This window comes from Serratia sp. HNCC26DJ244, assembly GCF_057180565.1.
In genome coordinates, this window is record NZ_JBXUGO010000002.1 from 83,212 (window position 1) to 105,118 (window position 21,907).

Annotated in this window: 19 protein-coding genes and 1 other annotated feature; of the genes, 13 read left to right on the forward strand and 6 right to left on the reverse strand. The window is 49.7% G+C overall.

The window, feature by feature from the left end; all coding sequences use genetic code 11:
- Positions 1–78 precede the first annotated feature (78 nt).
- Together sltY and trpR are read left to right on the forward strand one after the other, a co-directional pair.
- Positions 79–1,998 carry a murein transglycosylase gene (gene sltY, locus AC2A06_RS01990; RefSeq protein ID WP_484379310.1) on the forward strand — a complete coding sequence of 640 codons (1,920 nt, stop codon included), beginning with the start codon at positions 79–81 and terminating at the stop codon, positions 1,996–1,998.
- A 121-nt stretch (positions 1,999–2,119) separates the two neighbouring features.
- A complete protein-coding gene (gene trpR, locus AC2A06_RS01995; RefSeq protein WP_023489662.1) occupies positions 2,120–2,449 on the forward strand; it encodes a trp operon repressor in 330 nt (109 codons plus the stop codon).
- Between the two features lie 19 nt (positions 2,450–2,468).
- On the opposite strand, the gene yjjX is transcribed toward trpR, so the two are convergent.
- The gene (yjjX, locus tag AC2A06_RS02000) at positions 2,469–3,011 is read right to left on the reverse strand and encodes an inosine/xanthosine triphosphatase (RefSeq protein ID WP_023489663.1); all 543 of its coding nucleotides are present in this window, start codon (positions 3,009–3,011) and stop codon (positions 2,469–2,471) included.
- 136 nt (positions 3,012–3,147) lie between these two features.
- Here yjjX and gpmB point away from each other — a divergent pair, with 136 nt between their 5' ends.
- Complete coding sequence (gene gpmB, locus AC2A06_RS02005; protein WP_484379189.1) at positions 3,148–3,795, forward strand: 2,3-diphosphoglycerate-dependent phosphoglycerate mutase GpmB; 648 nt, start codon at positions 3,148–3,150, stop codon at positions 3,793–3,795.
- A gap of 57 nt (positions 3,796–3,852) precedes the next feature.
- Here gpmB and robA read toward each other — a convergent pair whose 3' ends face one another.
- Complete coding sequence (gene robA, locus AC2A06_RS02010; protein ID WP_484379190.1) at positions 3,853–4,722, reverse strand: MDR efflux pump AcrAB transcriptional activator RobA; 870 nt, start codon at positions 4,720–4,722, stop codon at positions 3,853–3,855.
- Between the two features lie 280 nt (positions 4,723–5,002).
- Here robA and creA point away from each other — a divergent pair, with 280 nt between their 5' ends.
- Positions 5,003–5,482 carry a protein CreA gene (gene creA, locus AC2A06_RS02015; protein WP_484379191.1) on the forward strand — a complete coding sequence of 160 codons (480 nt, stop codon included), beginning with the start codon at positions 5,003–5,005 and terminating at the stop codon, positions 5,480–5,482.
- Between the two features lie 90 nt (positions 5,483–5,572).
- Here creA and arcA read toward each other — a convergent pair whose 3' ends face one another.
- Positions 5,573–6,289, reverse strand: a complete 717-nt coding sequence (gene arcA / locus AC2A06_RS02020) for a two-component system response regulator ArcA (RefSeq protein ID WP_023492762.1) — start codon at positions 6,287–6,289, stop codon at positions 5,573–5,575.
- Between the two features lie 855 nt (positions 6,290–7,144).
- Here arcA and AC2A06_RS02025 point away from each other — a divergent pair.
- The 5 genes from AC2A06_RS02025 (at position 7,145) to thrC (ending at position 12,920) form a co-directional block, all read left to right on the forward strand.
- On the forward strand, positions 7,145–7,831 hold the full coding sequence (locus AC2A06_RS02025; RefSeq protein ID WP_037386395.1) for a tRNA/rRNA methyltransferase: 687 nt from the start codon (positions 7,145–7,147) through the stop codon (positions 7,829–7,831).
- 212 nt (positions 7,832–8,043) lie between these two features.
- Entirely contained in the window at positions 8,044–8,112 is a 69-nt protein-coding gene (thrL, locus tag AC2A06_RS02030) for a thr operon leader peptide (RefSeq protein ID WP_071998276.1), read from the forward strand.
- Positions 8,051–8,167 (forward strand) — a sequence feature (Thr leader region). Its footprint overlaps the gene before it by 62 nt.
- A 69-nt stretch (positions 8,168–8,236) precedes the next feature.
- Complete coding sequence (gene thrA / locus AC2A06_RS02035; RefSeq protein ID WP_023489768.1) at positions 8,237–10,696, forward strand: bifunctional aspartate kinase/homoserine dehydrogenase I; 2,460 nt, start codon at positions 8,237–8,239, stop codon at positions 10,694–10,696.
- 1 nt (position 10,697) lies between these two features.
- Positions 10,698–11,627: a homoserine kinase gene (thrB, locus tag AC2A06_RS02040; protein WP_484379192.1), complete on the forward strand. Its 930-nt coding sequence runs from the start codon at positions 10,698–10,700 to the stop codon at positions 11,625–11,627.
- Between the two features lie 3 nt (positions 11,628–11,630).
- Positions 11,631–12,920, forward strand: a complete 1,290-nt coding sequence (thrC, locus tag AC2A06_RS02045; protein ID WP_484379193.1) for a threonine synthase — start codon at positions 11,631–11,633, stop codon at positions 12,918–12,920.
- 68 nt (positions 12,921–12,988) lie between these two features.
- Here the strand turns inward: thrC and yaaA are convergent, their stop codons facing one another.
- Both yaaA and AC2A06_RS02055 read right to left on the reverse strand, forming a co-directional pair.
- On the reverse strand, positions 12,989–13,762 hold the full coding sequence (yaaA, locus tag AC2A06_RS02050; protein ID WP_484379194.1) for a peroxide stress protein YaaA: 774 nt from the start codon (positions 13,760–13,762) through the stop codon (positions 12,989–12,991).
- A 142-nt stretch (positions 13,763–13,904) separates the two neighbouring features.
- Positions 13,905–15,338, reverse strand: coding sequence for an alanine/glycine:cation symporter family protein (locus AC2A06_RS02055; protein WP_484379195.1), 1,434 nt, complete (start codon positions 15,336–15,338; stop codon positions 13,905–13,907).
- A 476-nt stretch (positions 15,339–15,814) separates the two neighbouring features.
- Between AC2A06_RS02055 and tal the strand changes: the two genes are divergently transcribed.
- From tal to AC2A06_RS02070, 3 genes are all read left to right on the forward strand, one after another.
- The gene (tal, locus tag AC2A06_RS02060) at positions 15,815–16,768 is read left to right on the forward strand and encodes a transaldolase (RefSeq protein ID WP_023489763.1); all 954 of its coding nucleotides are present in this window, start codon (positions 15,815–15,817) and stop codon (positions 16,766–16,768) included.
- 177 nt (positions 16,769–16,945) lie between these two features.
- Positions 16,946–17,533 (forward strand): molybdopterin adenylyltransferase, encoded by a 588-nt coding sequence (gene mog, locus AC2A06_RS02065; protein ID WP_484379196.1) that lies wholly within the window; start codon positions 16,946–16,948, stop codon positions 17,531–17,533.
- Between the two features lie 121 nt (positions 17,534–17,654).
- Positions 17,655–18,947, forward strand: a complete 1,293-nt coding sequence (locus AC2A06_RS02070; RefSeq protein ID WP_484379197.1) for an MFS transporter — start codon at positions 17,655–17,657, stop codon at positions 18,945–18,947.
- A 63-nt stretch (positions 18,948–19,010) separates the two neighbouring features.
- Here the strand turns inward: AC2A06_RS02070 and satP are convergent, their stop codons facing one another.
- On the reverse strand, positions 19,011–19,580 hold the full coding sequence (gene satP / locus AC2A06_RS02075; RefSeq protein WP_023489760.1) for an acetate uptake transporter: 570 nt from the start codon (positions 19,578–19,580) through the stop codon (positions 19,011–19,013).
- A 309-nt stretch (positions 19,581–19,889) separates the two neighbouring features.
- Between satP and dnaK the strand changes: the two genes are divergently transcribed.
- Positions 19,890–21,803, forward strand: coding sequence for a molecular chaperone DnaK (gene dnaK, locus AC2A06_RS02080; RefSeq protein WP_484379198.1), 1,914 nt, complete (start codon positions 19,890–19,892; stop codon positions 21,801–21,803).
- Positions 21,804–21,907: the final 104 nt, after the last annotated feature.

Sequence of the window (21,907 nt, forward strand, 5' to 3'; positions counted from 1 at the left end):
CATTGACGGCTGACTGAGTCGGTAATGAGCGTGATTTGTTGCAAGATAACCCAGCGAGGAAAGGTAAGTATGTCCAAGGTGGATAAATGGCGGATTTGGGCGGTAGGGCTGAGCCTTACGGTCTTCTCGAGTGCAGTTGTCGCGGACTCTTTGGATGCCCAACGTCAGCGTTACCTGCAAATCAAGCAGGCTTGGGACAGCAATCAGATGGCGACGGTACAGCAACTGATGCCGACGTTGCAGGATTACCCACTGTATCCTTATCTGGAATACCGCCAATTGGCACAAGATTTGAGCATCGTCAATGTGGCTCAAGTCAGTCAGTTTTTGCAGCGCAACCCAACACTGCCGCCCGCTCAGTCGCTCTCATCGCGTTTTGTGAATGAACTGGCCCGCCGTGAAGATTGGCGTACTCTGCTGGCATTCAGCCCACAGGAACCGAAAGCCGCAGCTGCTCGTTGTAATTACTATTATGCCAAGTGGGTAACCGGTGAGCAGCAAGTTGCTTGGCGTGGTGCCGGGGATATTTGGCTGAGTGGAGAATCGTTGCCGAGTTCTTGTGACAAACTATTCAGCGTCTGGCAGTCGGCGGGCAAGCAAACGCCTGCCGATATTCAGGCTCGGATGAAACTGGCGCTAAAAGCGGGTAACAGTGGCCTGGTAAATGCGTTGTATCGCCAACTCCCGGCTAATGAGCAGACCATGGGGGAGGCACTGGTTCGGTTACAGAATGACCCTGGTACGGTGGAGTCTTTTGCTCGCAGTGCCGGCCCGACAGACTTTACGCGTGCTGCAACCATGATCGTATTTGCTCGCCTGGCGCGTCAGGATGCGGAAAATGCACGGCTGATGATCCCAACGCTGGCCCGTTTGCAGAAAATGAGTGACGGCGAGAAGCTCGAGTTGGAGGAGGCGGTAGCTTGGCGTTTGATGGATAACAATGCCACCTTGGCTCAGACTCAGTGGCGCGATCAGGTGATCTTGCGTAGTCAATCGTCTGCTTTGCTTGAACGTCGAGCGCGTATGGCGTTAGGAATGGGAGATCGTCAGGGGCTGAAAACCTGGCTGGCCCGTTTGCCGCAAGAGTCGCGTGATAAAGACGAGTGGCGTTACTGGCGTGCGGTTCAAATGATTGATGAGGGGCAGCGTAGCGAAGGGGAAGCCACCCTACGCAGCTTGATGCGTGAACGCGGCTTCTACCCGATGGTTGCGGCGCAAAAACTCAATGTGCCTTACCCGGTGATGGTGGAAGTGGCGACCAAGCCAAGAGCCGATTTAGTTAGTAGGCCCGAGATTGACCGGGTACGTGAGCTGATGTACTGGAATATGGATAATCAGGCGCGCAGTGAATGGAGCTCGCTGGTGGCTAGCCATAACCGTGCTGATCAGGAGGCGCTGGCGCGTTATGCTTTTGAGCAGAAATGGGCTGAGTTGAGTGTACAGGCGACCATTGTCGGCAAACTTTGGGATCATCTGGAAGAGCGTTTCCCCATCGCCTGGGAAGCGGAATTCCATCGTGCGACTGAAGATAAAGGTATCACCCCCAGCTATGCCATGGCGATAGCCCGCCAGGAGAGTGCCTGGAACCCGAAAGCCCAATCCCCCGTGGGGGCGGCAGGCTTGATGCAGGTGATGCCGCGTACCGCGGAGCATACCGTGCAATTATATGGCATTCCAGGTTACAGCAGCCCAAGTCAATTGTTTGATCCAAAAACCAATATCACTATTGGTACCCACTATCTTGAGTCGGTATATCAGCAGTTTGGCCGTAACCGTATTCTCTCTTCTGCGGCTTATAATGCCGGGCCATCGAGAGTTAATACCTGGTTGGGTAATACCGAAGGGCGCGTTGACGCAGTGGCCTTTGTAGAAAGTATTCCATTTAATGAAACCCGCTCTTATGTCAAGAACGTGCTGGCGTATGATGCGTTTTATCGTCATTTCATGAATCGACCCGCCAAAGTGTTGACGGATGCTGAGTGGTCAAGGCGTTACTGATAGGGTAGTTGAGTAAATAAGATGCCGGGAAGCCCATGGAGGGCAACCCGCTCTACGCCAACTTGAAAGAGAACCCGGATATGCTAAGCTGCCGTACTAGTTAAATAGTATGGTGAATGTCATGACGCAATTATCCCTTAATGATCCCGCGCTCTCAGAGCAAGGCAATGAGGATTGGCTGCTCTTTGTTGCGCTGTTGAATCATGCGTTCTCACAGGATTTGCACCAACCGTTGCTGCAACTGTTGCTGACACCGGATGAGCGGACTGCGTTGGGTACCCGCGTGCGAATAATTCAGGAACTGATGCGTGGTGAGATGAGCCAGCGTGAGTTGAAGAATGAACTGGGGGCGGGTATTGCCACCATTACCCGTGGTTCGAATAGCTTGAAGGCAGCAAGTCCGGCCTTGAAACAGTGGTTGGAGCAGCAGCTATTAGGAGACACCGACTAGGTCAGTGTCTCCTAATCGATTATTGATGGTGGGTGGTGTTGAGATGTTGGCGATAAATCGGATTATGGAACGGCACTAGTGCCAATAATAATGCCTGATGATAAACGCTGGTACGGCTTAATCTACCATCAGTAAACAGACCAATAGCTCCCCCTTGGCGTTTCACTTCTCTATTCCCGGTGATTAATGCCATTTCATCGCCTAATTCGCTCCCGGCGCGAATTCCCTGTAAAATCGACTCTGGCAACATCAGGCTGGCAGAGCGTGATTCACCACGGGTTATCGGGTTTTCTATTGTCATCCAGGCGAAGGTCATATTGTCCTCGATACCGGCCTCTACGCCGACCCAAAAGTCTGCTTCAGGTCTGACCTGACGAGCCTCCATAACGCGCTGGCGTGAGCCGGTGCGGGTTTCAACATTACCAATGGGCTGCAGTGAGACCCCACTTGCGACGTCAACAGATTCAATGCGACACTGGTCTGCGCCAAAAGTATCTTCAAATGCCAACTGGATGGCTTTAATCTTTGCCGGATTGGTTGTTGCAGCGACAACATGATACATAACAGATTTAGCTTCCTTTACTTAATGTGGGGCTATGCTTTGCCAGTTAGGGTGATGACCCTAGGCGACCATCAGTGCGAAGCAAAACACGGTCAGCCGATAAACTCAAGTTTCACGTGATATAACGGAAAGAAATATGTTACAGGTATACCTCGTTCGCCATGGCGAAACAGAATGGAATGCAGTACGCCGCATTCAAGGGCAGTCTGATAGCCCATTAACCGCCAAGGGCGAACAGCAGGCGCATTGGGTTGGTAAACGCATGAGTCATGAAGGTATTACCCATGTGATTACCAGTGACCTGGGGCGTGCTCGCCATACCGCGCAAATTATCGCGGATGCTTGCGGTTGTGACGTGGTTCTTGATGCTCGGCTGCGAGAGTTGCATATGGGCATTCTAGAAGAGCGCTTGATCGATAGCCTGACACAACCTGAAGAACAGTGGCGTAAACAGATGATTGATGGTACTGCTGAAGCACGGATCCCTCAAGGTGAATCTATGGGGGAGTTAGGGAAACGTATGCGAGCAGCACTGGACAATTGCCTGATGCTGCCGCAAGGGAGTAAACCACTGATTGTCAGCCATGGCATTGCATTGGGATGCTTGATCAATACCGTGCTTGGCTTACCACCCTATGCCGAACGCCGTTTGCGTTTACGCAATTGTTCGTTGTCACGCCTTGACTATCAGCAGAGCCCATGGCTGGCTCCCGGTTGGATTGTGGAAACAACCGGGGATGTCTCACATCTGGACATGTCTGCGTTGGATGAACTGCAACGCTAGCTGATGGCTTAATTCGCCATCCGTCGTCTCAGTGGCCATTGGCTCAAACGGCAAAACTTAACGACGGATCGGGATCAGATAGTCGCAACTCAGTTGGGAAATAGCCTGAGGTATGCGGCGCTCACCTTCCGGGTAGAAGCGTTCAATATCGCACCCTTTGCGCCGGGTCAGTTTTAGTGACGGTAAACAGGAACCGTATAGCATGAGAATAAAGTCTTGCAGTTCAGCGGGGGGCCCTTGGTAGTGGAAAAGGGCATATTCCCCTTGTTGCAGAACGAAAGGCTGACCCACTGCAATTTCTTTTGGCACGTGATGTGGTTCTAGCGCGGTGGTGTATAACACCTCCTGCTCATCCTCTTTTTCCTGACTGGCACGGGAGTGATGCAAACCATAGAGTACGGGTGGCAAGGTTTCGGTCGCCCCTAAGTATTGGCGCCAGTATTGTCTGCGCAATTCGGTACGGAAGCTGGAAATCTGCTCCAAGGTACAGGAGTAACTCTGTGTCTGACCAATCAGATGGAGTTCCGGCATGATGATAAATTCTGGATTTGGCAGCGTAAATGCCTCTAATCGTATCGGTGGACAGATACCTAATGCACTCCAATTCTCAGTGCGGCGATATAAGGCGGGTGTTTGTGCAAACTGCTTTTTGAATGCGCGCGTAAAGGTTTGTTGTGAGTCAAAACGATACTGTAAGGCAATATCCAGAATAGGGCGGCTGGTCAAGCGTAAGGCGACGGCGGCTTTGGATAATCTCCTGGCGCGGATATAAGCACCAATGGCATTTCCCGTGACCTCTTTGAACATCCGTTGCAGATGCCATTTAGAGTAACCTGCTTTTGCCGCAACGTTATCCAACAGTAAGGGGTGGTCCAAATGGCTTTCCAGCCAGTGAAGTAGGTCACGAATGATATTGGCTTGATCCATAGATCTTCCTCGTAAAACTTGAGGGTCGGAACCCGCACTATTTAGGGTGTATCGGTATCATGTCAAAATAGATGATAGAAACGATGTTAACCAGCATAAAACGATGACGATAGGGCATCATAACAACTTTTTTCTTCCGCGACTTCCAAAGATTTTTTTGCTCCCTATGTCAAAAAAAAGGGATGTGAGTCACAATGATCCCGCCTCTGTGACCCGAAGGTATCACTGTTATTAATTTCTGCCCTATCGCTAAATGGGCACCTTTTTTGGAGTTAAGGTAATGAAAAAAGGATGGATACTCTTTTTCAGTTTAGTGGGTTTAACGGCCAATGTTGTACAGGCAGAGCAGGTTGGATCGGTTGATACGGTATTTAAGTTGCTCGGCCCAGACCATAAGATTGTGGTTGAGGCATTCGATGATCCCGATGTTAAAAATGTCACTTGTTATATCAGTCGTGCCAAAACAGGTGGTATCAAGGGGGGGCTTGGTTTGGCGGAAGATACCTCGGATGCCGCAATTTCCTGCCAGCAGGTCGGGCCAATTGTGTTGAGTGACAAAATCAAAAGCGGTAAGACGGAAGGTACGGTGGTATTCCAGAAACGCACCTCTTTGGTGTTCAAGAAGCTGCAAGTCGTGCGGTTTTATGATGCGAATCGTAATGCGTTGATTTACCTTAGCTATTCTGACCGTTTGGTGGAGGGATCGCCGAAAAACGCGTTAAGCGCTGTGCCGATTATGCCGTGGGGTGAAGTTAAATAAGATAAAGGACTATCAAGTTGCAGGACAAAACGGACAGCGTTTTTATCCTGCAGCTTGCATTGATGCGCTTTCAGCAACAATCAGAAGGGATCAATCCTCCAGGTCACCACAGAAGCGATAACCTTCGCCATGAATAGTGGCAATGATTTCTGGCGTGTCTGGCGTGGATTCGAAGTGTTTACGAATACGACGAATGGTCACATCAACAGTGCGGTCGTGGGGTTTGAGTTCGCGGCCCGTCATTTTTTTCAACAATTCACCACGGGACTGGATTTTGCCTGGATTTTCGCAAAAATGCAGCATAGCGCGGAATTCACTGCGTGGCAGCTTGTATTGTTCCCCTGCAGGGCTAATGAGAGAACGGCTGTTGATATCGAGTTCCCAACCATTGAATTGATAGCTTTCAACCAGTTTGCGCTCTTCGCTGGTACTGCCCAGATTCATGGTGCGTGAGAGCAAGTTGCGTGCGCGGATTGTCAGCTCACGTGGGTTGAAGGGTTTAGTGATGTAGTCATCGGCACCGATTTCCAGGCCGAGGATTTTATCGACTTCATTATCACGGCCGGTCAGGAACATCAGTGCAACGCTGGCTTGTTCACGGAGTTCACGAGCCAACAGCAAGCCATTTTTTCCTGGCAGATTGATATCCATGATAACCAGGTTGATATCATTTTCAGACAGAATGTTGTGCATTTCTGCACCGTCGTTGGCTTCATGAACGATGTAGCCTTCCGCCTCGAAAATGCTCTTCAGGGTGTTTCGCGTGACTAACTCGTCTTCGACAATCAGAATGTGCGGGGTCTGCATATTTGCTACCTAAAATTGCTAACAAAATAGATAATACAGGAGTCGTTATTTTCTTCATGAAGGACAGAGATACAGCTCACGTTCCCTTCTTACCAACGACTAAAGTACGTAAACTCGGTTCTTGATGCGCTTTCCACCTATGTCAACAAGATCGCTAGCTTGCGGGGGATGCTATTTTCTACAGCCCCAATGATGCCAAAACGGCGCACATGTTAACCCTATTAACAGCAATATAACAGTGTGTGCCGTATTCATCACCCAACAAAACTACGCTTTGTTGACATATATCAAATTTAATTGTAGCACGTTAACAGTATTGTGAAAAACACCTATGAAAATGCCAAGTTAAGGGACTGCATGACAGATTCTGTGAACGATTCAGCATTGTTAAACAGACGAGGCTAAATGCGCTAGGTTTTTGTTTTGTCGAATATCACAATCTGTTGTTTTTTAATCAAATAAAGGTGTTATTTGCAAAACTGAAAGTTTCCAATTTTTTACTGTTTGAGAAAGGTGTTTAGCGATGTTTTATTAGCATGACATTTTTTATGTTAATGATTTGTGATCTGTGATCAAATGAATTTATCCCTCTATTTAATCAAGTTTCAGTCAGAAAGCGTGAGGTAAATACCAATAACTTTGTCACAGTCAGTGATAGGCGCAGTCATCAAAGCCCTGTAGATTGAATGGCGAGAGGATAACCTCACTTTTACTAGACTCAAGTTCAATGAAGTTGCAGGTAGGCGGCAAGCGAATGAAGCCCTAGGAGCATAGATAGCTATGTGACTAGGGTGAGAGAGCGTAGCAACACCGCTGCAGCGTCATTGGCGACGGGTATATATTGTTGGAGTAGTGATGCAGTTTCATATCGTGTTGGTTGCGCCAGCCCGGCCAGAAAACGTAGGTGCGGCAGCGCGGGCGATGAAAACCATGGGGTTTACTTCCTTACGCATTGTCGACAGTGAGGCTCACTTGCAGCCCGCGGCGCGCTGGGTCGCTCATGGTGCTGGTGATGTTTTAGATGCCGTTCAGACCTATCCTTCTCTGGAACTGGCGCTGGCAGATATTGATTTTACCATTGCGACGACGGCTCGTAGCCGCGCGCGTTTTCATTACTATTGTACCCCGCAGCAATTGGCTGAGCAGTTGATGGAGCGTCAACAATGGGTAGGGCAAGCGGCATTGGTATTTGGCCGCGAAGACTCCGGCCTGACGAATGAAGAGTTGGAACTGGCGGATTTGTTGACGGGTGTGCCGATGGTGGCTGACTATCCGTCCCTTAATCTGGGCCAGGCAGTGATGGTGTATTGCTATCAATTGGCTGAGTTGATGGCTGTCAGTGAGCCGTCGGTTCCCACGGCGGATACCGGTCAATTACAAGCGTTACGCTTACGATTAGAGCATTTATTGAGCATTTTGGACGTAGCAGAAGATCAGAAATTGCGTGACTGGATCCACCAACGGTTAGGTATCTTGCAACAACGGGATATGGTGATGTTGCATACGCTGCTACACGACATCGAAAAAAAATTGATTAAGTAATGGTTGTGTAGTCATTGATTAATCCAGTGATATGCACTATTTTTAAAACCATATTCTTATGTTTTTTTCTGATAATTTACATTTATTCCGTTTTATTGCATAGATTAATCTGTGGGTAGAAAATGAACAAAATAAAAAATAATTTGACTTGGTAAAGAGATTGCTTTAACCAATAGAAGTAACAGAGATATTTATTGAGACAGACAAACAGAATGCGAAACATCAGCCTGAACACCACAATTATTACCACCACCGATACCACAGGTAACGGGGCGGGCTGACGCACACCGAAAATAGAAAAAAAGCCCGCACCTAACCAGTGCGGGTTTTTTTTTGATCTATGCTTCTCGTCATTCAAGCGGTAGCGCGCAACAACTAGGATATGAATTCAGGAGATAAACAGAAATGCGAGTGTTGAAATTTGGTGGAACCTCAGTAGCAAACGCAGAACGTTTTCTGCGTGTTGCCGATATCGTTGAAAACAATGCGCATCAGGGACAGGTGGCTACGATATTGTCAGCGCCCGCTAAGATCACCAATCATCTGGTGGCGATGATCGAAAAAACTGCCGCAGGACAAGATATTCTTCCCAATATGAGTGATGCCCAGCGTATTTTCGCTGAACTACTCAGTGGATTGGCTCAGGCGCTGCCAGGATTTGAATATGACCGCCTGAAAGCCTTGGTTGATCAGGAATTTGCTCAGTTAAAGCAGGTATTGCACGGTGTGGCGCTGTTGGGCCAGTGCCCGGACAGTGTTAATGCCGCCATTATTTGCCGGGGTGAAAAACTGTCAATTGCCATTATGGCGGCAGTATTCAAAGCCAAGGGCTATCCGGTTACGGTGATCAATCCTGTTGAAAAATTGCTGGCGCAAGGGCACTACCTCGAATCAACCGTGGACATAGCCGAATCTTCTGCACGTATTGCGGCCATGGCCATTCCGCATGATCATATTGTGCTGATGGCGGGTTTTACCGCCGGTAACGATAAGGGCGAGTTGGTGGTTCTGGGGCGCAATGGTTCTGACTATTCGGCAGCGGTGTTGGCGGCTTGCCTGCGTGCGGATTGTTGTGAGATCTGGACCGATGTCGACGGGGTGTATACTTGTGATCCGCGTATAGTGCCAGATGCCCGATTGTTGAAATCAATGTCCTACCAGGAGGCGATGGAGCTTTCCTATTTTGGCGCTAAAGTGCTTCATCCGCGTACTATTGCACCGATTGCCCAATTCCATATCCCTTGCCTGATTAAGAATACCGCCAACCCACAAGCGCCAGGTACTTTGATTGGTGGTGCAAGTGTGGATCATGATACTCCGGTGAAAGGTATCACCAACCTGAACAATATGGCGATGATCAACGTTTCAGGGCCGGGGATGAAAGGTATGGTGGGGATGGCGGCCCGGGTGTTTGCCGTGATGTCGCGCGCCGGGATTTCCGTGGTGTTGATCACCCAATCCTCTTCTGAATACAGCATCAGTTTTTGCGTACCGCAGAGCCAGTTACAACGTGCTCGCCGTGCTCTGGAAGAGGAATTCTACCTGGAGCTGAAAGATGGCGTTCTGGAGCCTCTGGATGTGATGGAGCATTTGGCGGTCATTTCGGTAGTGGGGGATGGGATGCGCACGTTACGTGGTATCTCGGCTCGTTTTTTCTCCGCATTGGCGCGCGCTAATATCAACATTGTGGCGATTGCTCAAGGTTCTTCAGAGCGCTCTATCTCAGTGGTGGTAGATAATGATTCGGCGACTACCGGGGTGCGTGTTAGCCACCAAATGCTATTCAATACCGAACAGGTGATTGAAGTATTTGTCATCGGTGTCGGTGGTGTTGGCGGAGCATTGCTTGAGCAAATTAACCGCCAGCAATCTTGGCTGAAACAGAAGAATATCGACCTGCGGGTTTGTGGTATTGCCAATTCACGCGCCATGCTGACCAATGTGCATGGTATTCCGCTTGAAAGCTGGCAAGAGTCACTGGAGGAAGCCAAAGAACCGTTTAATCTTGGTCGCTTGATTCGTTTGGTGAAAGAGTGCCATCTGCTCAATCCGGTCATTGTCGATTGTACTTCCAGCCAGGCTGTGGCTGACCAGTATGCTGATTTCCTGGCTGATGGTTTCCATGTGGTGACCCCGAACAAGAAAGCGAACACCTCATCAATGAGTTATTATCAGCAATTGCGTATTGCTGCTGCTAATTCACGGCGGAAATTCCTCTATGATACCAACGTAGGGGCGGGGTTACCGGTAATCGAAAACCTGCAAAATCTGCTCAATGCCGGTGATGAACTCTTGCGTTTTTCAGGCATTTTGTCGGGTTCACTCTCTTTTATCTTCGGCAAACTGGATGAGGGAATGTCGCTGTCAGCCGCGACCCTGCAGGCTAAAACCAATGGTTATACTGAGCCTGACCCCCGTGATGACCTCTCCGGAATGGATGTGGCGCGCAAGCTGCTTATTCTGGCACGCGAAGCGGGTTATACGCTGGAGTTGGGTGATATTGAGGTTGAATCAGTGTTGCCCGCGTCGTTTGATGCCAGTGGCGATGTGGCGACATTTATGGCCCGCTTACCGGCATTGGATGCCGAATACAGTCGTCGCGTCGCTGCCGCCGCTGAAGAAGGCAAGGTATTGCGTTACGTCGGTGTTATTGAAGATGGCCGTTGTCAGGTGCGTATTGATGCGGTAGATGGCAACGACCCGCTGTATAAAGTTAAAAATGGTGAGAACGCACTGGCATTCTACAGCCGTTACTACCAGCCATTGCCGTTGGTGCTGCGTGGGTATGGTGCGGGTAATGATGTGACTGCGGCCGGGGTATTTGCCGACTTGCTGCGCACACTATCGTGGAAGTTGGGAGTTTAATATGGTTAAGGTCTATGCACCGGCTTCAATTGGTAACGTCAGTGTTGGGTTTGATGTTCTGGGGGCAGCAGTGTCCCCTGTTGATGGTACGCTGCTGGGGGATTGCGTCAGCGTAGAGGCCGCCAGTAGTTTCAGCCTGGAGAATACCGGCCGCTTTGTCAGCAAATTGCCGCCAGATCCGCAAGATAATATCGTCTACCAATGTTGGCAGCGTTTTTGCCAAGAGATTGGTCGCGAAGTGCCGGTGGCGATGCGTTTAGAGAAGAATATGCCGATTGGCTCGGGGCTGGGTTCCAGTGCCTGTTCGGTGGTGGCGGGGTTGATGGCCATGAACGAGTTTTGTCATCATCCACTCGACAAAATGCAACTGCTGGCCCTGATGGGGGAGTTGGAAGGGCGCATTTCTGGTAGCGTACATTATGACAATGTTGCCCCTTGCTATCTGGGTGGCTTGCAGTTGATGTTGGAAGAAGAAGGAATTATCAGCCAGGAAGTCCCCGGTTTTAATCAGTGGTTGTGGGTAATGGCCTATCCGGGGATCAAGGTTTCCACGGCAGAGGCCCGTGCCATTCTGCCGGCACAGTATCGTCGGCAAGACTGCATTAGCCATGGTCGCTATCTGGCGGGCTTTATTCATGCTTGCCATACTCAGCAACCCCATTTGGCGGCCAAGCTGATGCAGGATGTGATAGCCGAGCCCTATCGTACCCGTTTATTGCCTGGTTTTGCCCAGGCACGTCAGGCTTCGCAGGATATTGGAGCACTGGCTTGTGGGATTTCGGGTTCCGGCCCGACCCTGTTTGCCGTTTGTGATGATACGACGACGGCACAACGCATGGCTGACTGGCTGACTAACCACTACCTGCAAAACGACGAAGGTTTTGTTCATATTTGCCGTCTGGATACCGCAGGCGCTCGGAGATTGGGATAACGCATGAAACTGTATAACCTTAAAGACCATAACGAACAGGTTAATTTCGCCCAGGCGATCAAACAGGGCCTGGGTAAACAGCAAGGGCTGTTTTTCCCGCTGGAATTGCCAGAATTTGGCTTGACCGAGATCGATCAACTGTTGGCGATGGATTTTGTCACGCGCAGTAGCAAGATCCTGTCGGCTTTTATTGGCGACGAGATAAGTGAAGAGGCGTTATACCAGCGGGTAAACGCGGCGTTTGCCTTCCCGGCCCCGGTGGCGGAAGTGACAAGTGATGTTGCTTGCCTGGAACTGTTCCATGGCCCAACCCTGGCATTTAAAGATTTCGGTGGCCGCTTTATGGCGCAAATGCTGGCTGAGGTGGCGGGTGATCAGCCAGTGACCATCTTGACGGCGACCTCGGGGGATACCGGTGCCGCAGTGGCTCATGCCTTCTATGGCTTGAAAAATGTGCGAGTGGTTATCCTTTATCCGCAGGGCAAGATCAGTACATTACAGGAAAAACTGTTTTGTACTCTGGGGGGGAACATCCACACCATCGCGATTGATGGCGATTTTGATGCCTGCCAGGCGCTGGTCAAACAGGCATTTGATGACCAGGCATTGAAAGAAGCTATCCATCTGAACTCGGCCAACTCGATCAATATCAGCCGCTTACTGGCGCAAATTTGTTACTACTTTGAAGCGGTAGCGCAATTGCCACAGAGCGTACGTAATCAATTAGTCATTTCCGTGCCAAGTGGCAATTTTGGTGATTTGACGGCGGGGCTGCTGGCTAAATCTTTAGGGCTACCGGTAAAACGCTTTATCGCTGCCACGAATGCCAACGATACCGTACCGCGCTTCTTGGCCTCTGACCAATGGCAACCCCATGCCACGGTGGCGACATTGTCCAATGCGATGGATGTTAGCCAGCCAAACAACTGGCCGCGAGTGGAGGAGTTGTTCCGCCGCAAAAACTGGCCGTTGCAAGCATTGGGCTATGGTGCAGTCAGTGATGAAACCACCAAGGCGGCCATGAGAGAACTGGCAGCGTTGGGCTATCTTTCTGAACCCCATGCGGCAATCGCCTATCGGGTACTGCGTGATCAATTGCAAGAAGGGGAGTTTGGCCTGTTCCTGGGGACTGCGCACCCAGCCAAATTTAAAGAGAGTGTGGAGGCGATTCTGGGCCAGGAGTTGCCATTACCTGAGGCACTGGCAGAGCGTGCCCAGTTACCTCTGTTGTCGCATAACATGCCAGCAGATTTTGCCAAACTGCGCCAATTCCTGATGACGTTGCCAGCTTGATTAAATATGCCATTTGACGGGAGAACGGTGCCATGCTGGTGCCGTTCTCTGTTTTGCTGCGTGTGACTTTATTGCTGCGCACGTTTGAATATTAATTCATTCCCCTTTGATGCGGCTTCATCAAAACAGTAACCCTCCAGATTGAAATCCATCAGCTGTTCGGACTGAGTGAGTCGGTTTTTGATGATGAAACGACTCATCAGCCCCCGTGCTTTCTTGGCATAGAAACTGATTACTTTGTATTGACCATTCTTCTCATCAAGGAATACCGGTTTGATCAGTGAACCCTGCAGTTTGGCGGGTTTCACCGCTTTGAAGTATTCATCCGAAGCCAGGTTCACCACCACATCATCACCCTGCTGTGCAAGGGCTTGGTTGAGATGCTGAGTGATCAGGTCCCCCCAGAAACTATAGAGATCTTTGCCTTGGTGGTTTTCCAGTTTGATTCCCATTTCCAGCCGATAGGGCATCATCAAATCCAGTGGACGCAACACCCCGTACAACCCTGAGAGCATGCGCAGATGTTGTTGTGCGAAGTCGAAATCCTCTTCGCTAAAGTCCTGAGCCTGTAACCCGGTATAAACATCACCTTTGAATGCCAGCAAGGCCTGACGGGCATTATCGGGTGTGAATTTATTTTGCCATTCACCAAAACGCGCAGCATTCAGACCAGCCAGTTTATCGCTGATGCTCATCAGCGTGGCGATTTGTGCTGGGGTCAGTTGACGACAAATGTTGATCAGCTGCTGCGATTGGGTCAGCAACTCTGGTTGCGTAAAACGCTGGGTAGCGAGCGGGCTGTCATAATCCAGGGTTTTGGCCGGTGAAATGATAATAAGCATGGTGATGTCCTGTTGATCAACTTGCAGCTAATGTAGCAAAAAGTGTGTCAGAGCAGGAGGAATAGTGGCGAGTTATTCACATGTGTCAGCGTATGCCACCGTTGAAGACCGGGACGCACAGCGAATGTGCGCCCCGAGATGGTTAATGCGGTTTGTTGTTTTCCCAGATCCCGGGTTCAAGTTGAGGTGATAATTCCGGGAAGCGGCTGGCATCAAAACTGGGGATCTTACCCAGGGTTCGCTGGTAGTTATAATCTTTAGCGACTTTAAGGGCGACACTGGACAACAGTAAGATTGCCGTCAGGTTGGTAATGGCCATCAGCGCCATGGCGATGTCGGCCATTTTCCACACCACGGGCAAATCAGCCAATGAACCGTACATCACCATTGATAAAGCCACACAACGGAAAAGCATCAATCCGGCAGGATGATTGCGCTCAAGAAAGATCAGATTATTTTCTGCGTAAGCATAATTGGCAATAATGGAGGTGAACGCAAAAAAGAAAATCGCCACGGCGATAAACGCCGGCCCCCAGCTACCCAGAGCATAGGCCATGGCCCGCTGAGTCAGGTCGATACCACTGATATTGCCGGCGGACTGTTCGAGCGCGCCAGAGGCGAGAATAATCGCGGCGGTTGCACTGCAAATAACAATGGTGTCGATAAATACACCAAACATCTGCATATAGCCCTGTGAAGCAGGATGAGGGGGATAAGGTGTCGCGGATGCCGCCACATTTGGCGCGGACCCCATACCGGCTTCGTTCGAAAACAGCCCGCGCTGTATCCCTTGCGTCATCGCCTGGGCGATCCCATAACCCATGGCACCTGCCGCAGCTTCCTGTAGGCCGAAAGCACTTTTGACGATCAATGCCAAGATAGCGGGCATTTGGGTAATATTATGACCGATGATCCAAAATGCCAGCAGGAGATAAATGGTCGCCATCAATGGCACGACTTTTTCTGCAACACGGGCGATAGAGCGTATACCACCAAAAATCACCAGGCCGCTCAATAGTGTTAAAGCGATGCCCACATATAACGGATCGAAGTTAAAGGCGACGGCGCTGGCCATGGCGATGGAATTGGCCTGTACGGCGTTAAATACCAACCCGAACGCGATAAGCAGGAAAATAGAGAACAGGACCCCCATCCAGCGCATCCCCAATCCTTTTTCCATATAGTAAGCGGGGCCGCCACGATAGTTGCCCTGATCATCTTTGGTTTTGTAGAGCTGAGCCAGGGTACTTTCAATAAAAGAGGTTGCCATACCGATGAGTGCCACTACCCACATCCAGAAGATAGCGCCGGGACCACCAGCTGTGAGTGCTATCGCGACACCGGTGAGATTACCGCTACCGACGCGGGCAGCGAGTGAGGTGCATAACGCCTGGAAGGATGAGATCCCTGCACTGTCACTTTTCGTGCTGTTTTTCAGCAATGAAAACATGTGGCGGAAGTGACGGATCTGAATGAAACGGGTACGTAAAGTAAAATAGATACCGGTGCCCAGTAGTAAATAGATGAGTACTGAACGCCATAGAACATTGTTGATAAAGTTAATCAGATCTATCACCGACTTCTCCTCATGAAGACTTATAGACCCGTCTCCATTCAAACTGCAGGCTTGCCGCGTGACTCTGCCCATTTGGGCCTATTTCCTTCGGAGCCAGCGCAGGCGCTGTTCAAAACGCGATGCATTTTGTCCTGATACTTGAACGAACTGGGGTATAGCGTCTTATACTAAATTTTATGTAAGTCGCAGCGAATCTCCCTGAAACGTGAACTATAGTGGCTATATTACAGATTGTTTCAACTTAGATTAAGCAAAAAGTCATCATTGATGCCTCTTATGTTGCTTATCGGTAACAGGGACCGGACCGATTCGGCGCGCTGACCCTCACGGTATCTTGCTTAAACCTGGGTATAAAACCGTGGACCCGTCGCCATCATATTCCCTCCTTGCACCGAAGATGCCGCATGTTATCATCGGGGCAAAGCATGGCTGAACAATGCTAAAAGTTTATGCACAAACGATGAGATAATACTAACATGACCGATAAATTAACCTCCCTACGCCAACTGACTACTGTGGTTGCGGATACCGGTGATATTGCGGCAATGAAGCTATATCAACCGCAAGATGCCACCACTAACCCCTCGCTGATCCTCAACGCGGCTCAAATTCCTGAATATCGCCCATTGATTGACAATGCCATTGCCTGGGCGCGTGAGCAGAGCGGTGACCATCAGCAACAAATTGCCGATGCTGCTGACAAACTGGCGGTCAACATTGGCCTGGAGATTCTCAAGCTGATCCCTGGGCGTATCTCCACGGAAGTGGATGCACGTCTTTCTTATGATACGGAAGCCAGTGTTGCCAAGGCCAAGCGGCTGATCAAACTTTATAATGAAGCGGGTGTTGGTAATGAACGCATTCTGATCAAACTGGCTTCTACCTGGCAGGGTATCCGTGCTGCCGAACGTCTTGAAAAAGAAGGCATCAACTGCAACTTGACGTTACTATTTTCTTTCGCCCAGGCACGTGCCTGTGCGGAGGCCGGAGTCTATCTGATTTCGCCTTTCGTTGGCCGTATCCTTGATTGGTACAAAGCCAATGGCGATAAAAAAGAGTTTTTACCTCATGAAGACCCGGGTGTGATTTCCGTCAGCGAAATCTATCAATATTACAAGCAGCACGGTTACAAAACCGTGGTTATGGGGGCGAGCTTCCGTAACGTGGGTGAAATCATCGAATTGGCGGGGTGTGATCGTTTGACCATTGCGCCTGCATTGCTCAAAGAGCTGGCCGAGAGTGAAGGGGCACTGGAGCGTAAGCTCGCCTTTACGGGGGAAGTCAAAGCGCGCCCAGCGCCAATGACTGAACCTGAGTTTTACTGGCAACATAACCTGGATCCGATGGCGGTTGATAAACTGACTGATGGCATCCGCAAGTTTGCCGTAGACCAAGGCAAGTTGGAAAAAATGATTGCCGATTTGCTGTAATCTTTTGATATAAAAATAAAAAGGTGGCTTAGGTCGCCTTTTTTATTCCTGCTATCTATTCGAGAGGCAAACACCCTATACTTCTGCCAGCCATTGACTTGATTGGTTTTTCTCGTCAAGTGAAGGTTGAGTGGGGCGTCAATCCGCCGAAGTCAATCAGCAAAAAAAGAGGTGCACATGAACACATTACATATTGGCTTGGTTTCTATTTCTGATCGGGCTTCTGCAGGGGTTTATCAAGACCAAGGGATCCCAGCCTTAGAAGCTTGGCTGAGTAGCGCGTTAATCACCCCGTTCACTTTGGAAACCAGAGTGATCCCGGATGAGCAAGGGGTGATTGAGCGCACTTTGTGCGAGTTAGTAGATGACGCTGGCTGTCATTTGGTGCTGACCACCGGTGGTACGGGGCCAGCCCGGCGTGATGTTACCCCTGACGCCACATTGGCGATAGCTGACCGTGTGATGCCTGGTTTTGGTGAGCAAATGCGCCAGATTAGCTTGCACTACGTGCCAACGGCGATTCTTTCACGTCAGGTTGGTGTGATCCGCAAGCAAGCATTGATCATTAATTTGCCAGGGCAACCTAAATCGATCAAAGAAACCCTGGAAGGAGTGAAAGATGAGCAAGGAAAAGTACAGGTGCACGGTATATTTGCTAGTGTACCTTACTGTATTCAACTACTTGATGGCCCTTATGTCGAAACTAATCAGACTGTCGTAGCGTCATTCCGCCCTAAAAGTGCAATTATCAATATAAATAGCTAAATTTTACCTATATTTAATACGATATGTTGGGTGGTGTGATGTGGAAATAAATTTCCGTTATAGTAAGGATCTTTTTACAGCAAATCACCAGGTTTTTTCCTACTCTATCTGACGGTATTTTATGCATCACGATAATAATCGCCGATTAAACCGGCAAGATTATAAGACTCTGACCTTAGCGGCCTTAGGGGGCGCGTTGGAGTTTTATGATTTTATCATCTTTGTTTTCTTCGCCGCAGTCATGGGGGACTTATTCTTCCCTGCCGATATACCGGAGTGGTTGCGTCAAGTTCAAACCTTTGGCATCTTCGCCGCAGGCTATCTGGCGCGGCCGCTGGGCGGAATCGTCATGGCGCACTTTGGCGACCTGGTCGGGCGCAAAAAAATGTTCACCCTCAGTATATTACTGATGGCCTTACCTACGCTGGCGATGGGTTTTTTACCGACCTATGCCAGTATTGGTATTGCTGCACCATTGCTGTTGCTGTTGATGCGTGTCTTGCAAGGGGCAGCCATTGGTGGAGAGGTTCCGGGAGCTTGGGTATTTGTCGCGGAACATGTGCCGCGTAATCGCGTAGGTTTTGCCTGTGGCACACTGACCGCAGGGCTGACCGCCGGTATTTTACTGGGTTCGCTGGTGGCTACCGTCATCAATACCACCCTCAGCCAGCAAGCCATTCATGATGGTGGCTGGCGTATTCCATTCTTCCTCGGCGGATTCTTCGGCCTGTTTGCCATGTATCTGCGCCGTTGGTTGCAGGAAACCCCTATCTTTCTTGAGATGCAGGCGCGCAAGGCGTTGGCAGAAGAGTTACCACTCAAGTCTGTGGTGGTTAATCACAAAAAAGCCATCGTGGTTTCGATGCTGCTTACTTGGTTGCTCTCTGCCGGTATTGTAGTGGTGATCCTGATGACCCCCACTTATCTACAGAAACAGTTTAGTATTGCACCGGCATTGTCACTGCAAGCCAACAGCGTGGCGATTGTCATGTTGTTTATCGGTTGTATCCTCAGCGGTTGTGCGGCAGACCGTTTTGGCGCCAGCAAGACGCTGATCGTCTGGAGCCTGTTACTGGCGGGAGCCACTTGGTTCTTTTACCAGTCAGTAGCAACACACCCGGAATGGTTGTTTGCCACTTATGCGTTGGCCGGGTTTAGTGTGGGCGCTGTCGGTGTGGTGCCTTACATCATGGTGCGGTCCTTCCCGGCAGAAGTGCGATTTAGCGGGATTTCATTCTCATACAATGTGGCATATGCCATCTTTGGCGGTTTGACCCCGATATTCGTCACCTTGATCATGCAGTTAACGCCATTAGCACCAGCTTATTATGTGCTGGTGTTAGCAGCCATCGGTCTGCTGCTCGGGGTTTATTTGCACCGAGATCTCAATGGTGAAAAGCCGTTGTTAGATTGATTTGATGCTAGAAAAAGAAAAGCCCAGTCATTACGTTGCTGGGCCTTTTATCTTTGATAACGATTAAGCTTTTATTGCACCAATGGGTAATACAGTACGGCCCAGGCGCTCATTGATGACTTCTGCCATTGCCAGATAAATGGCACTGGCACCGCAGATGATCCCTTCATAACCGGCGAAGGTGAGCAGCCCCTGGTTACCGGTGATGTTACCGATAGCCAGCAGTGCAAACAACAAGGTCAGGCTGGCAAACACGAACTGTAAAGCGCGGTTGGTGTTGAGCGTAGCGAAGAACATAAACAGTGTGAATATGCCCCACAGTGCCAGATAGGTGCCCAGCACGCTGGCATCAGTGGGATCGGCAAGATTCATTCGTGGCAACAACAGAATACCCACTAGGCTTAGCCAGAAGCAGCCGTAAGAGGTGAAAGCGGTTAAACCGAAGGTATTGCCTTTCTTGAACTCAAGAATGCCAGCAAAAATCTGAGCCATGCCACCGAAGAAAATTCCCATACTGATAATGACGGAAGTTAGCGGGAAAAAGCCCGCATTGTGCAGGTTCAGTAAGACAGTCGTCATTCCGAAGCCCATCAGCCCCAAAGGACCAGGATTTGCCAACGTATTGGTTTGCATATGTTCTCTGTGATAACAGGTGATAGATAAATTAATCATTGTTCTGAAGAGTCAATAAGCACAGCTGACTTTATCAGACCGCGCGGGATCATAGTGATCCTGGCGACAGGAAACAATGATCGGAAAGGGATAAAAACGAAATTTTTTTTACGTTGGCCCTTGATGCTGAAGTGGTCGGCCCCATCTTATTGACAACCGCAATTGCTGACCGCGGGTAAATGGCGATATCGGACAGTTGAAAAGCAAAAGATTGCCCGCATATAGGTTAGCAACCTGACCAATTATGAATTTATTAGTGGAGATGTTTAGATGGGTAAAATCATTGGTATTGACCTGGGTACAACCAACTCTTGTGTAGCAATTATGGATGGTGGCAAGGCGCGTGTACTAGAGAACGCCGAAGGCGACCGCACCACACCGTCAATTATCGCCTATACCCAGGATGGTGAAATTCTGGTTGGCCAGCCTGCTAAGCGTCAGGCTGTGACTAACCCACAAAACACCCTGTTTGCGATCAAACGCCTGATTGGCCGTCGCTTCCAGGATGACGAAGCACAGCGTGATAAAGCTATCATGCCTTACAGCATTGTCGCCGCAGACAATGGTGATGCTTGGTTGGAAGTTAAAGGCCAGAAAATGGCTCCACCACAAATCTCTGCAGAAGTACTGAAAAAAATGAAGAAAACAGCAGAAGATTATTTGGGTGAGCCAGTGACTGAAGCGGTAATTACGGTTCCTGCTTACTTTAACGATGCTCAGCGTCAGGCAACCAAAGATGCCGGGCGTATTGCTGGTCTGGAAGTGAAACGTATTATTAACGAACCGACGGCCGCAGCGTTGGCTTATGGTTTGGATAAAGAAGTCGGTAACCGCACCATTGCTGTTTATGACTTGGGTGGTGGTACTTTCGATATCTCAATTATTGAGATCGATGAAGTTGACGGTGAAAAAACCTTCGAAGTGCTGGCAACCAACGGTGATACTCACTTAGGTGGTGAAGATTTCGATAGCCGCTTGATCAACTACCTGGTCGAAGAGTTCAAGAAAGACCAAGGTATGGATTTGCGTAATGATCCGTTGGCGATGCAACGTCTGAAAGAAGCGGCAGAAAAAGCGAAGATTGAGCTCTCTTCCGCTCAGCAGACCGATGTGAACCTGCCGTATATTACTGCAGATGCCAGCGGTCCAAAACACATGAACATCAAAGTGACTCGCGCCAAACTCGAGTCATTGGTAGAAGACTTGGTTGCACGTTCTATCGAGCCGTTGAAAGTGGCGCTGAAAGATGCAGGATTGTCAGTTTCTGACATCAATGACGTGATCCTGGTAGGTGGGCAGACCCGTATGCCACTGGTCCAGAAGACCGTCTCTGACTTCTTCGGTAAAGAACCGCGTAAAGATGTTAACCCGGACGAAGCGGTTGCTGTGGGTGCCGCAGTACAGGGTGGTGTGTTGGCAGGTGATGTGAAAGACGTTCTGTTGTTGGACGTGACTCCGCTATCACTGGGTATCGAGACCATGGGCAGTGTGATGACCCCGCTGATCACCAAAAACACCACTATCCCGACCAAGCATAGTCAGGTGTTCTCAACAGCTGAAGATAATCAGGCTGCGGTGACTATCCATGTCCTGCAAGGGGAACGTAAGCGTGCCAGCGATAACAAATCACTGGGCCAGTTTAATCTGGATGGTATCCAGGCTGCACCGCGTGGTATGGCCCAGATCGAAGTGACTTTCGACATTGATGCGGATGGTATTCTGCATGTTTCTGCTAAAGACAAGAATACCGGTCGTGAGCAGAAGATCACCATTAAGGCTTCTTCTGGTCTGAATGAAGAAGAAATCCAGAAAATGGTGCGTGATGCAGAAGTGAACGCCGAAGCTGACCGTAAGTTCGAAGAGCTGGTACAAACGCGTAACCAGGCGGATCACTTGATCCACGGTACCCGTAAGCAAATTGAAGAAGCAGGCGATAAACTGCCAGCAGAAGATAAAACAGCGATTGAAGCAGCGCTGAAAGATCTGGAAGCGGCTGTGAAGAGCGAAGATAAAGCTGAAATTGAAGCGAAAACTCAGGCTTTGGTGCAGGTTTCCGGCAAACTGTTGGAAATGGCGCAGGCGCAGGCACAAGCACAGGGTGCTGATGCCGGTGCAGACAACGCGGCAAAGAAAGAAGACGATGTTGTTGACGCTGAGTTTGAAGAAGTTAAAGACAAAAAGTAATTGCCCTTAAGCGGGCACGGTGAGGTCATCGACCATAACCGGAAACCAGCACGGGCGTCGAGGTAACTCTGCGCCCGTGCACGCATGTTAAGGGTTAGACAACC

What these genes read in the sequence shown, in the direction of transcription:
- tal (WP_023489763.1), top strand. Translation starts at nt 15,815, where the DNA reads ATGACCGATAAATTAACCTCCCTACGCCAACTGACTACTGTGGTTGCG.
- gpmB (WP_484379189.1), top strand. Translation starts at nt 3,148, where the DNA reads ATGTTACAGGTATACCTCGTTCGCCATGGCGAAACAGAATGGAATGCA.
- thrB (WP_484379192.1), top strand. Translation starts at nt 10,698, where the DNA reads ATGGTTAAGGTCTATGCACCGGCTTCAATTGGTAACGTCAGTGTTGGG.
- dnaK (WP_484379198.1), top strand. Translation starts at nt 19,890, where the DNA reads ATGGGTAAAATCATTGGTATTGACCTGGGTACAACCAACTCTTGTGTA.
- robA (WP_484379190.1), bottom strand. Translation starts at nt 4,722, where the DNA reads ATGGATCAAGCCAATATCATTCGTGACCTACTTCACTGGCTGGAAAGC.
- AC2A06_RS02070 (WP_484379197.1), top strand. Translation starts at nt 17,655, where the DNA reads ATGCATCACGATAATAATCGCCGATTAAACCGGCAAGATTATAAGACT.
- AC2A06_RS02025 (WP_037386395.1), top strand. Translation starts at nt 7,145, where the DNA reads ATGCAGTTTCATATCGTGTTGGTTGCGCCAGCCCGGCCAGAAAACGTA.
- thrC (WP_484379193.1), top strand. Translation starts at nt 11,631, where the DNA reads ATGAAACTGTATAACCTTAAAGACCATAACGAACAGGTTAATTTCGCC.
- trpR (WP_023489662.1), top strand. Translation starts at nt 2,120, where the DNA reads ATGACGCAATTATCCCTTAATGATCCCGCGCTCTCAGAGCAAGGCAAT.
- creA (WP_484379191.1), top strand. Translation starts at nt 5,003, where the DNA reads ATGAAAAAAGGATGGATACTCTTTTTCAGTTTAGTGGGTTTAACGGCC.
- thrA (WP_023489768.1), top strand. Translation starts at nt 8,237, where the DNA reads ATGCGAGTGTTGAAATTTGGTGGAACCTCAGTAGCAAACGCAGAACGT.
- arcA (WP_023492762.1), bottom strand. Translation starts at nt 6,289, where the DNA reads ATGCAGACCCCGCACATTCTGATTGTCGAAGACGAGTTAGTCACGCGA.
- yjjX (WP_023489663.1), bottom strand. Translation starts at nt 3,011, where the DNA reads ATGTATCATGTTGTCGCTGCAACAACCAATCCGGCAAAGATTAAAGCC.
- yaaA (WP_484379194.1), bottom strand. Translation starts at nt 13,762, where the DNA reads ATGCTTATTATCATTTCACCGGCCAAAACCCTGGATTATGACAGCCCG.
- mog (WP_484379196.1), top strand. Translation starts at nt 16,946, where the DNA reads ATGAACACATTACATATTGGCTTGGTTTCTATTTCTGATCGGGCTTCT.
- satP (WP_023489760.1), bottom strand. Translation starts at nt 19,580, where the DNA reads ATGCAAACCAATACGTTGGCAAATCCTGGTCCTTTGGGGCTGATGGGC.